This is a genomic window from Blautia sp. DFI.3.45, from assembly GCF_020593505.1.
In the GTDB taxonomy this organism is placed as follows: Bacteria; Bacillota; Clostridia; order Lachnospirales; family Lachnospiraceae; genus Blautia_A; species Blautia_A wexlerae.
In genome coordinates this window covers 25967-37526 of record NZ_JAJDMI010000037.1, presented here as the reverse complement: position 1 = coordinate 37526, position 11560 = coordinate 25967, and the positions used below count along the sequence as shown (strand labels likewise).

Here is an 11560-nt window from a genome sequence, read left to right as displayed (position 1 = left end):
CACCATAACTGGATATTATCTGCATTTTTATTTCTCCCTGATAACTCTTTTCTCAAATCCTGTTGTTTTTTCTACTACCCATGGCTATATTTTAGCACATATAGTGCTAGAAGTAAACATGTGTTCTTTCTTTGAGTAAAAAATTTGCGCATCTAACTCATCTAACTCATCTAAGTTCACTAAAGTAACGAGAATGTGACGCGCAAATATTCAAAAACTCCCTATTATTCTGTAATGCCTGCCTATAAGATAACTAATAGTATATCATACTTCACATTTTTTCCATGCCTCCTGTAACAGAAAAAACAGTAACTTTTTATCAGCGCAGGTAATTTCTCTAAATCATCCAGATTATAATCCTGATAAAGTTCTCATCACCAGATCTACATCTTTGTTCTCCAGTTCCTGAATAATGTGCAGGTATGTTTTCTGTGTTGTAGTCATACTTGCATGCCCCAGTCTGCGCGCAACACTGGCAATAGACACTCCGGCAAACAATAATAATGAGGCATGGGTATGTCTGAGTCCATGTATGGAAATCTCAGATATCCCACACCTTCTACAATGCCTGGTAAGCACATCATTCACAGTAGAATTGTAAACTTTTGATTCTCCCACAAAAACAGGCTGATCCTGCGGAAGTGTTTTGGTCAATTCTGAGAATTTTACAACAATCTGCCAGTCAATCTGAATTTTTCTCACAGAAGATTTATTCTTCGTTGGAAGGAAACCACCTTCACCTTTATAATCCCAGGTTTTGCTTATTGACAGCGTCTGCCTGCCAAAATCAAAATCTGCCGGAGTAATCGCCAGAGCTTCTGAAAATCTCATTCCGGTTTTTGCAACAAGAAGAATAAACCAGTCCCAGTTTGGCTCTTCCTTAATATCCAGATCAGCGATCAATGTATGAAGTTCAAACTGATTCAGATATTTTATTTTCTTGGCCTTGGGAGTTTTTCCCTTAATGATGGCTTTTCTGGTCGGATCTCGTTCTATCATTCCTTCATCAACCGCATCCAGAATAGCACCTTTCAGCTGATGATGAAAATCCAGCGTAGTCTGTCTCTCATGTTCCCTTGCATAATCATTCAAAAGCTGCTGATATGCCGTTCTGGTCAGCTCTGACACCCTCAGTTCAGGCACCAGCTTCTCCACCCACCTCTGTGTCATCAGATATTTTGCCATAGTTGCTTCACGAATTGCACCCTTTTTATATACATCAATCCACTGTGCATAATACTGCGAAAACAGTACATTGTTATTTGTATCATTTGACATAAGCATTCTCCATTTCCGAAATTACCTGCGCTAATGTTCACAATGTAATGACTATAGCAATTCTGCAAATAGAGCGGATAAATTAATGGATTTATGCAATCATAAGAAGAGGTTTTATCTCTTCATCCAGAGTTTTCTTCAATTCTGCCATCATGCGATTATAAAATTTATACTTCGGCAAAGCCGTTTCCTGTGCTTCTTTGTAGCTGGTATAATCAACAGTTGCCTTAATTGCCGTTTCATTGGGGATTTTCCCATTTCTGTAATGGATTGCCGCATACATTACATCATCCTTTGACGCATACCATTGAATACAGAAATCAGAGATAACTTTTTCCACACAGTCTCGTTTCATATTTTCAATAATGTTAAGGATAGACTTTCCTCTGTACTTTCTATCATCTTTCTCAATATCTGCAATCAGATTTGACATAAGGTCTGCTACTTTTTCATTATCTTTGCGAAGCTCCGCCACGTACTGTTTTACTTCTTCCAGCTTTTTCAGCCGTTCCTGTGGTGTAATTTCCTCATCCTCCTCTGTAGGAGTTACAATATTCTGGATCAGGTTAATAATATATTCGTAATCAATCTTTGTACTGCTGTATGCCATCAATTCATAATCCTGATCCACCTGTGTATCACCGGAATCTGAATCCCCATGATCTTTGGAATCACGAATCTCTTCCATTACATTTTTATAATGACCTGCATAATCCTCATATTCTGTCTCTGTAATTCCATACGTTTCCAACATACTGTCGTCATACTTTGTAAAAGATTTCAGCTGTGCAAACAGGCTGTCAAACTCCTGGAACATTTTTGCAAAAATTTTCTTCTCTTTCATGGACATGCCTGGAATGTCCGAAGGCTTCTCAGCGCAGATTTTCAGTGCAGAAAGTGCTTTACGAAATACAGGCTCTACTTCATCCCATTCTGCTAGCAACGCTGTCTCTGTACTTCCCGCAGAATACAATTTCACCGCATTATCCACACACTTCTTAAAGAGCTTTGGTGCCTGAAAAGTTACAATCTGTCCATATGTCTTATTGGTGTCATAAATACGGTTAGTTCTTGAAAAAGCCTGAATCAGATCATGCGGTCCCATAGGCTGACGATCAATAAAAATCGTAGACATACATGGTGCATCAAAACCTGTAAGCAGCCTGTCTACCACAATTACCAGATCCAGCTGTTCTCGTCTGCTCTTAAATCTGGCATCTTTTCTGGCAAGACGTTTATTCAGATTGGCATTATAGCTCTGTATCTGGGACATTTCATATTTGGTTCCAAACATATCATTGTAATCATTCAGGGATTTCTGCATTTTTTCCTGATTCACATGGGAGCCTTCTTCATTTTCGGTAACAGAATAGGTGATGGCGAATTTAGGAAAATCCGGAAGCACCTGTCTGATTTTCTCATCGATCACAAGTGAAGTTTCTCCATTCTTTACTCTGGTAAGCAGCTCATAATATTTCTGTGCAACCTGAATGGATTTGGTTGTAAGCATGCACTCATATGTCATTCCCTTTCCATTCTGAAGACCTAATTTGTAATAGGATTTGTTTAAAATTACATCCAATACCTTTAACATATGCGTTTCATTGTCATACTGGCTGCTGTCCGTTTCATCTGTCATATTTTTAGGACCATTATGCTCAACCTGAAATCCCAGAACCGCCTTGTCATGAATTGCATTCTGTATGGTATAAGAATGGAGACATTTTCCATATAATTCTTCTGTTGTTCGTGGCAAATCGCCCATCTGTGGATATGGGTTCTCTGCGAAACGTGGAGTTCCGGTAAAACCGTACCATAAAGACCTGCCAAAGAAACGTTCCAGTTCTCTCTTTGTTTTCGGTGTCACTGCCCTGTGGCACTCATCCACTACAAAAGCAATCCTCAGATTTTTGATTTTGTCAAAGTCCGGTGTTCCTTCCTGCAGTCTTTTACTTATGAGAATCTGCATTTTCTGAATTGTCGTTACAATCACCTGACGGTCAGCCGATTTTAATTTCTTTTTTAGATCATTAACATTATCTGTTTCATCCACATCTACCAGATCATTATTTGCATATGCCTGAAATGCCATAGTTGTCTGTGTATCCAAATCTTTACGGTCAATGAGAAAAATCGTCTTATCAATACTTGGAATATCCATCAAAAGATTTCTTGTTGCCTTATAGGATGTCAGTGTTTTTCCCGAACCGGTTGTATGCCATACAAAACCGGATTCTCCGGTTTTTGAAGCTTCACGTATAGACTCAATGGCATGAATCTGATATGGTCTGAGCAGAATCAGCCGTCTGGCATCTTCATCCAGAACTGTATATCTGGCAATCATTTCATGAGCCTGGGGAATACGGAGTACACTTTTTGCAAAGCTGAGATAATCTGAAACAGGATTATTCTTTCTGTCTACCCATCCACTCATAAATTTGGGATTTAACTCTGTATCCCCTGCTGCCGCAAAATATCTGGTATCCACACCGTTACTGACTACAAACATCTGCACAGCTGAGAAAATCCCGGTAAATTTACCCTCACCAATATATTTTTTTATCTGCCAGAATCCGTCCATGTAAGAATGCTGTTTATTCTTCAACTCAATATGTATCATGGGAAGCCCATTAATCATAAGAGTTACATCAAATCTTCTGTCCCGCACATCTGTGGAATCCTCATCATCTGATTTCAGTGCTTTATACTGATTAATCACTTCATAAACACTGGAACCTCCTGCAATATGCTCATGGTTCATTACTACAAGATGTAACTTTTCCATATCCCGCTGTACATGAACCATTACCTTTCCATTCTCACCTACCAACCATTCCCCTGCTTTATAAAATGAGGAAAACTGCAGCTGGTTCTTTACCTGTTCAAATTCAGAGTCAGAAAGTCCCTCTCCATCCAGCCTGTCCTTATTATTCTGCTCCAGAATATATCTGAAATTCACCCACAGATCCTCCTCAGTTTTTAAATCCTCCCGATATGTCCACTGAGAATCTCCGTAAATTAGCTGTTCTATTAGTTTTTTCTCTATCATTGACTCTAATTCTGACATATTTTTCTTCTCCTTTGTGTTTCGTGTGGATAATTGGATGGTTGGGATGGGGAATTGGCTTTCGCTGGTGAAGAGTGATGAGTCTGTCAAGGTTTCCAAAATAGAGACCAATTTTTCTTTGCTCATCAATTTCCGTTGGTAAAATTATTTTTAAATTTTGTTGAGCAGTGATTCCAATATATGGTCTTGTAGATTGTGCCGCTTTAGTTTTTAATTCTGTTTGGAAATCTAAAGAATTAAAAAAGGAATACAAATACTCTCTGTTTAACCGTTCTTCATTCTTAATTCTATAGTAAGTAACCTGAGGTGTTAACATTGCATATTCCGTCATCAAATTGCTTAAAATAGCTGTCTCACCAATAGTTGCCTTGTGTGTTAGTAAGACATCTCCATTTCGTGCAAATCCCTTATCAAGTCTTTCCGCTCTTTCTTTTGTGATATATTTGCATGAATAAATATTTACTTCTCCATTATGAATATCCGATGCCATCAAAAAAGGAATTCCAGACTCTACATACTCATCCGAAGTTGGATGTTTCTCTCCGTGGTTTCCATCTAAAGGTGCTTCCAAAATTCCCTCTTTAACAAGTTCTCCCAACTTACGCTGTTCCCAAGGATTGGCATTTACAACTGCTCTCGAACCATCATCAGAGCATATCCCAACAAATTTTTTCCCTTCCATTTGCTTTGATCAAGTCTATTGGGATCTCTCATAGACAAACCTATCCCCCAAATCTGATCTCTTACCGCACATTCTGCCAATATTACGTCACCTGTATCAACAAGTTTTTCTTTCAATTCTGTATTTTGACTGAATTTCGCCTTTAACCCTTCATAAACAATAATCTGTCTTACACCATTCCAGGTATTTTCATTATATCCATGTACCTCTCGCCCTAATTTCTTAATTTCCGCAACATCATTTGTGCTCAATATATCCTTTGCTACTGAAGCATCATGAAAGCGGCATGCTTTCTGGTACATCATAAACTGTTCCATTGAAGAAAATTCTATTCCCTCAACTGTGAAATGAGTCGGATACCAGTTACTCAAATATCCATTTTCTTCATTCGGGTTGTGAAAACAAATAATATCCATTAAACCTCACCTACTTTTCTGACTGCCAGATCAAGTTCCAGATCATGAAGTCCGTAATAGGCTTTCTTCAAGAAATCCACCGGGATTTTCTGAATAACCTCTGAACTTGGCATATTATAATACCACTGATAATATGCGTAAAACTCTCCAATCCAGTCCGGAATAAAACCTTTTAAGTTTTCTCCTTCCTGCAATCTGTAATGATCTGTTTTAAGAAAATACGACCATAAATCTTTTACATTCATTGTATTTACATAAGCCTGTGCTTCATCTATGCTCTTTCTCGTTTTACTCTTCATGTATGTGTTAATAAAATCTTCTGTATTTTTATCCGGGAATGACTGTGCTACAAAATCAAACAGCTTTCCCTGATTTTCTACAACATCGCTTAAATAAGCTTCTGCATACGCTCTCATAATTCTCTCCTAAAGCAATGTACTGAATACATTCGTTACTTTGTTTGCATCAGAATCAATTAATTCCCGCATCTTTTGTCTTGCTGAAACATCTCGCTGATTATATTTTTCTCTGAATTCCATATAATCAACAGACAGCAGACCGTCCTGGACTTCCTGCAAATGTTCATATGCCAGCCTGGACTTGATGCAATATTGGATTCCCAAACCACCAAGAGAAAGTAATTCCGTCAAAATGTCCATATCAATATTATCTCTTACAAATTCCTTTGCAATATAGAAGTAGGAAGCATTGGCCCTCCAACCCTTGATCACATCATATCCTTCTGTATCTATTCCATATTTCTCAATAAATTTTTTTGATAACACCCGGTAACGTTTAGAATCGGAGGCATCTCTGTGTTTCATCAGCTCTGCAAGCCATGAGAGAACATCTTTTTCCTGAAAATCCAGTATTTTTAATTGGTCTGTATCCAGTTCATATTGATGAACCCAGCCATTTTCATCATTAGGTTTACAAACAGCCCATTCCTTTGCAAGATTCAGATTATCTGTCAAATAAAACCCCATGCCATAATCATGCTTTTTCTCACCAAGTCCATATGTTGGCATTACAATTCTGCTTGGAGTTCCATGAAATAACGTAATTTTTTCCATATGCTCACCTTTTTTCCTAGACAAACATTTTCTGTAGCATGAATTTCTTTATTTTTTTCAGTTCTTCACACTTTTGCTGGTGAAGAGTGATGAGCCTTTCTAGCTCTTCAAAATACTTTCCAATTTTCTTCTGTTCCTCAATATCTTGCGGTATCATCAGCTTCGTCTCAAAGAAATCCGCTGGTGCAATATTCAAAAGTCCATGATTTCTCGCTCCTTCTGCAGCAATCTCATGAATACCTTTATGCCACAAATTTGTGCTGTAGTACGATACCAAGAAATCGGAATCCACAGGATTGTTTTCTTTTATTCCAAATACAATATAAAGTGTTGATAAAACGCCATTTTCATAACGATCCAGCCTTTTAATAGCTCCCCAAGGAGCATCTGTTGAAGTGCTTTTATTATAAGCGAACTCTCCATTCTCAATCAGATAGTAACCACTGACATCTTTACTTGCAACTCTCTTATCAAAGAATTCATTCTGATCAATAAGTCCATATTGAGCCGATATTGTAAGCGGTAACTCTGAGACTAAATCTTGATTTTTTCTTGTAACACGATCGACTAAATCCCCTAACTTACGCTGTTCCCAAGCTTCCGTAAATCCCTCAAATCTAATCTCTGGAACTTTTTGTTCATTTTGAGGAAACATTTTTTGTAACATATATTTTTTTAAACTTTTTACTTCATCACACTTTCGCTGGTGAAGAGTGATGAGGTGGTCGAGGCTATCCATATGTTGTCCTATTTTCTTCTGTTCTTCATAACTCGGATATATAATTTTTTGCTGATGCAGGATACTCCCCTTTATACCTTGAACCGTTCCACCTGAACTTTTAGCATTTAATATTTTCTGGAATTCAGGAGATAACAAATAGTATTTCAAATATGTATTATCCACAACTCCAATATGACCTCGATATTTTATTATTCGCTGTGCAAGTGCAATATCCGCCTTATTTACCTGTGCAACATTACCACAGGGAGCTTCTGTCGTTATTAATACATCTCCAATTTCAGGCTTGCCTCTACGCATTACTTCTTCATAGGCATTCTCAGAAATATATTCCTTTGAGGTTTCATAATCTATGAATCCATCCTTGACATTTTTGGCTGTAACAAGGAAAATACCATTTTCCGTTTTTGTTGGTGTTTTTCCTCTATAATCCACATAATCACAGACTTCAATCAACTTACGCTGTTCCCACTCATCCGTATACCCTTTAAATCTAATCTCAGGTTTTCCCATAATTTACCCCTCCATTTTCGCAATCAGTTCATCTAATGATTTCATAATTGCGTCATCTGTAGAAGTTAAATCCCTGAGCAGGGACAGGAATTCCCCTTGTGTTTTTTCTAATTCGTCATCTGTTTTCTTCATCTCGGATAACAGATTATTCAGGTCTATCTCTTCTTCTTTTTCAAAATTGTCAACATAGCGTGGGATGTTGAGGTTAAAGTCGTTCTTTTCTATTTCTTCAAAGCTGGCAAGAAATGATTCTTTTTCTACAGTTTCCCGTTTACTGTACAGTTCCATCACTTCATTGATGTGCACATCTGTCATTTCATTCTGCTTCTTGCCTTTGTCAAACTTCTTTGAAGCATCAATAAACAGCACATCTCTGCCATCTCTATGCTTCTTCAACACAATGATACAAGTTGGAATCGAAGTATTGTAGAAGAGATTCGCAGGTAAGCCAATTACTGCATAAATATTTCCGGAGCGAAGCAGTTTTTCTCTGATTTTCCCTTCCGCAGCTCCCCGGAAGAGGACACCATGCGGAAGTACAATTGCCATAGTTCCATTATTTTTCAGATGGTAGAGTCCATGCAGCAAGAAAGCGTAATCTGCTTTTGATTTCGGTGCAAGCACCCCATAATCACTGAATCTTTCATCCTGCAGAAAGCCTGCTGCTGCGGTCCATTTTGCGCTGTAAGGTGGGTTCATAAGTACCATATTGAAGTCTGTTTCTTCATCTGTTGGCCAGTCTCCGTCAAGAGTGTCTCCGTTTCTCAGGTTCTGATTCTCTGCCGGAATGCCATGAAGAAACATATTCATTCTTGCAAGATTGTAAGTCGAAGTATTTAATTCCTGTCCATAATATTTGATATACTGAGAATATTTCGCATATTTTTTTGCATTAAGCAAAAGGGAGCCGGAACCCATGCATGGATCATAGACAGATAATCCCTGTTTTTCTTCCTGTCCTGCGATTGCAATGCGGGTAAGAATTTTGGATACTGCCTGAGGCGTATAGAATTCACCGGCTTTCTTTCCTGTCTCTGATGCAAACTGTCCGATCAAATACTCATAGGCATTTCCAAGTATTTCCGCATCTGAATTCAATAAATCTGCTTTATCAATTTCCTTTATCAGACTTGCAACTGTATCGCTCTGCTTCTGATCTCCTGTTCCCAGACGGTTGGAATACAGATCAATATCCGCAAACAGGTCTGCAAAGATAGGATCACTTTGTTCGATATTATTGAATGCTTTCTGCATCTGCTCTCTATTAAAAGAATTGTTTCTTGCGGCGTCTGCAAAATATGTGTATGTAAGTTCAGGTTCGATCACATAATGGCATTCTTCTTTCATTCCCTGTTTCAGTTCTTCGCCATCTTCACTTTTTAATTCTTTTACATATACATCCAGTGCTTCTTTTAATGTCTGTGGTTTGCTGTCACAGATCATATCATATACTTTAATAAGAAAAGAATCTGACAGATATTTATAGAAAATAATTCCCAGAAGATAGTTTTTGTATTCATTTGCATCCATTTTTGAGCGAAGAATATCTGCTCCGCTCCACAATACACTGATCAGATCTTTACTGTTTTCCATTTCAGCCATTTCGTGTTCCCCCGTTTTTTACTCTAGCTTATATACAGCGTAAGTATATCATATTTTTTGTGAACATGATACATTCCTGTATTAATTGTCGTGGGAAATTTCATCAGGAAATATAATCGTAGCATAAAAGGCAGTCCCTGTTAATCAGAAACTGCCCCTACTGCTGTTGTGCGATTTTATTGGCATAAATTCTATTTTCTTCTTCTGATAATCTTTACAATTCCGAAGATCAGTAACAAAATCACCCCAACAGCCACAATACAGATTCCCACAATCGCTATTGCAAATTTATTCGGATGCTTTACCAGATTGATGATGTTTTTGCTGCTGTCTATAACTTTTCTTTCGTGTGTTGTATTATAATATTCCGGCACATTTGCAATTCCGTCTTTGTCTGTGTCTTCAAAGGATTGCATATACTCTGCAATTGCAGCCCAGGCTTTCAGTTCTTTTTTTCCATCCATGACTGCATAATCTTCCAGATTCTCTATGGGATTGCCGTTTTTATCTTTGGGGACGATGGATATCAGACCATAGGATTTGTCCAGAACAGAACCAAGCATACGGCCAGTGTACAAGTCGGTGACAACATGATATAATTTATCGTCCTGTATTTCTTCCCTTTCCCCGTCCTTGCCTGTCAGATAACAGTCTGTTACTTTATTTAAGATCATGCGGTGGGGATTATAGGTGAAATTCATTCCACTGCAATATAATCTGGCTATTGTCATAAAATCTGAAATTGAGGCATCTACCTCTGCCACTGTTTTCAGTTCTTTTCCCGTTAAATATGCACTGATCAGAGGATAACCTGCAAGTCCGTCCTTTCCTGTTCCCAGCGAGAAGGAATTATATACCTGCTCCACTGTTATATTGCCTTTTGTATAAGTATCTCTTACAGTTCCGGCAGGTACGATTGCAACATCTACTTTTTCTCCGTCAGAGTCTCCTGTATTCTCTACTGCATATACATAAGCATCTGATATGATATCTCCCAGATTTAACTCCTCATGCTTTGTTTCCATCTCACTGAGGCTGTTAAATTCAATGTCATTCTCTGCCAGAATTTCCTCTCTGGTATAACCAAAATTGGAAAGATAATTGGTGTCAACAGTATCTGACAATTCATCTATTTTCTTCTGTGTGGCTTCATCTGCTTTGATTTCATCCGTAACCGGAACAAGCTCATAGGTATCCGTTTCCCACCGTCCATTCTCTTTCTGAGTCATGGAAATTGTTCCCAGGTTTTTCCCATATTCTCCACAGGATACGATGCAGGTATCTCCCTGCAGGATTGGTTCTGCCAACTGTGTGTGGGTATGTCCGCTGACGATCAGATCAATGTCCGGAACATTCTTTGCAAGGATTTCGTCCTCTGATACTTTTTCGTCCTCCCATGTTCCGCTGTGTGATACACAGGCGATCATGTCTACATCTTCGTTCTTTTTTATTTCCTCTACTGTTTCTCTGGCTGCTTCTGACGGGTCTTTGAAAAGAAGCTCGCAGGTAGGAGCGCAATCCAGAGAATCCTTGCCGAAAACACCCAGTACTGCAATCTTTACATCACCTTTTTGAATTACCGTATAGTCTTTTACTCCATATGTCTGAAATTCTTCATAAATCTGTTTCTGTCCTTCACTGAGGCCGGCTTTTTTCATTGCATCCCAGTCCACATTACACACAACCATCCTGGGAAGGTTTTCGCCTGAACTGACTGCGGCGTTCAGCATATCTGCCAGACCATCGGAGCCGTAATCAAATTCATGATTTCCCAGAGTTGTCACATCACAGCCCAGATATCCAAGCATCCGCAGTTCGGCGGCCTCAGTGTCATATACAGTCTGTATCAGAGTTCCCATAGAGAAGTCTCCGCCATCCAATATGAGTGTATCTGTATTCTCTTTCTCATGCTCATTGATCAATGTTTTCAGCCGGGCAAACCCGCCGGTCTCCTGCTGTGTCCCGTCTACAATCGTTTGAAAGCTGTTCAAATGAGAATGCAGATCATGGGTGAAGAGGATATCCAGATGTTTTGGCTCCTCTGAGGCGTTTACCTGATATCCTGTCAGTCCTGAAACGCTCAGCATAAATATAAATGTGAATGCGAATGCTTTTTTTAATAATTTCATAAAATTCTCCTGTAATATCAAAAATGGTTCCGCAGTATCATTTATCTTCCCGCAGGATAAT

The 11560-nt window shown here is 38.6% G+C and carries 9 protein-coding genes; all 9 read right to left on the bottom strand.

Annotated elements, in window-relative coordinates; genetic code table 11:
• Positions 1–351: 351 nt before the first annotated feature.
• The 9 genes from LJE09_RS12565 to LJE09_RS12525 all read right to left on the bottom strand — a co-directional run bounded on the left by LJE09_RS12565 (position 352) and on the right by LJE09_RS12525 (position 11499).
• Positions 352–1278 (bottom strand): site-specific integrase, encoded by a 927-nt coding sequence (locus LJE09_RS12565; protein WP_117675148.1) that lies wholly within the window; start codon positions 1276–1278, stop codon positions 352–354.
• A gap of 91 nt (positions 1279–1369) precedes the next feature.
• Positions 1370–4345, bottom strand: a complete 2976-nt coding sequence (locus LJE09_RS12560; protein WP_227311397.1) for a type I restriction endonuclease subunit R — start codon at positions 4343–4345, stop codon at positions 1370–1372.
• Positions 4251–5027 carry a restriction endonuclease subunit S gene (locus tag LJE09_RS12555; protein WP_227311396.1) on the bottom strand — a complete coding sequence of 259 codons (777 nt, stop codon included), beginning with the start codon at positions 5025–5027 and terminating at the stop codon, positions 4251–4253. The genes LJE09_RS12560 and LJE09_RS12555 overlap by 95 nt, the downstream gene beginning before the upstream one ends.
• Positions 4970–5443 carry an NADAR family protein gene (locus LJE09_RS12550; RefSeq protein ID WP_173720103.1) on the bottom strand — a complete coding sequence of 158 codons (474 nt, stop codon included), beginning with the start codon at positions 5441–5443 and terminating at the stop codon, positions 4970–4972. Before LJE09_RS12550 ends, LJE09_RS12555 begins: the two co-directional genes overlap by 58 nt.
• Entirely contained in the window at positions 5443–5859 is a 417-nt protein-coding gene (locus LJE09_RS12545) for a hypothetical protein (RefSeq protein WP_227311395.1), read from the bottom strand. The genes LJE09_RS12550 and LJE09_RS12545 overlap by 1 nt, the downstream gene beginning before the upstream one ends.
• Positions 5860–5868: 9 nt before the next feature.
• The gene (locus LJE09_RS12540; protein WP_026648338.1) at positions 5869–6516 is read right to left on the bottom strand and encodes a DUF3990 domain-containing protein; all 648 of its coding nucleotides are present in this window, start codon (positions 6514–6516) and stop codon (positions 5869–5871) included.
• 16 nt (positions 6517–6532) lie between these two features.
• Positions 6533–7768 (bottom strand): restriction endonuclease subunit S, encoded by a 1236-nt coding sequence (locus LJE09_RS12535; protein WP_227311394.1) that lies wholly within the window; start codon positions 7766–7768, stop codon positions 6533–6535.
• Positions 7769–7771: 3 nt separating this feature from the next.
• Entirely contained in the window at positions 7772–9370 is a 1599-nt protein-coding gene (locus LJE09_RS12530) for a type I restriction-modification system subunit M (protein ID WP_227311393.1), read from the bottom strand.
• Positions 9371–9561: 191 nt separating this feature from the next.
• Complete coding sequence (locus LJE09_RS12525) at positions 9562–11499, bottom strand: bifunctional UDP-sugar hydrolase/5'-nucleotidase (protein ID WP_331466581.1); 1938 nt, start codon at positions 11497–11499, stop codon at positions 9562–9564.
• Positions 11500–11560: the final 61 nt, after the last annotated feature.

Bases quoted from the DNA above. Each gene is read 5' to 3' on its own strand.
- LJE09_RS12565 (WP_117675148.1), bottom strand. From the start codon at position 1,278: ATGTCAAATGATACAAATAACAATGTACTGTTTTCGCAGTATTATGCA.
- LJE09_RS12560 (WP_227311397.1), bottom strand. From the start codon at position 4,345: ATGTCAGAATTAGAGTCAATGATAGAGAAAAAACTAATAGAACAGCTA.
- LJE09_RS12555 (WP_227311396.1), bottom strand. From the start codon at position 5,027: ATGGAAGGGAAAAAATTTGTTGGGATATGCTCTGATGATGGTTCGAGA.
- LJE09_RS12550 (WP_173720103.1), bottom strand. From the start codon at position 5,443: ATGGATATTATTTGTTTTCACAACCCGAATGAAGAAAATGGATATTTG.
- LJE09_RS12545 (WP_227311395.1), bottom strand. From the start codon at position 5,859: ATGAGAGCGTATGCAGAAGCTTATTTAAGCGATGTTGTAGAAAATCAG.
- LJE09_RS12540 (WP_026648338.1), bottom strand. From the start codon at position 6,516: ATGGAAAAAATTACGTTATTTCATGGAACTCCAAGCAGAATTGTAATG.
- LJE09_RS12535 (WP_227311394.1), bottom strand. From the start codon at position 7,768: ATGGGAAAACCTGAGATTAGATTTAAAGGGTATACGGATGAGTGGGAA.
- LJE09_RS12530 (WP_227311393.1), bottom strand. From the start codon at position 9,370: ATGGCTGAAATGGAAAACAGTAAAGATCTGATCAGTGTATTGTGGAGC.
- LJE09_RS12525 (WP_331466581.1), bottom strand. From the start codon at position 11,499: ATGAAATTATTAAAAAAAGCATTCGCATTCACATTTATATTTATGCTG.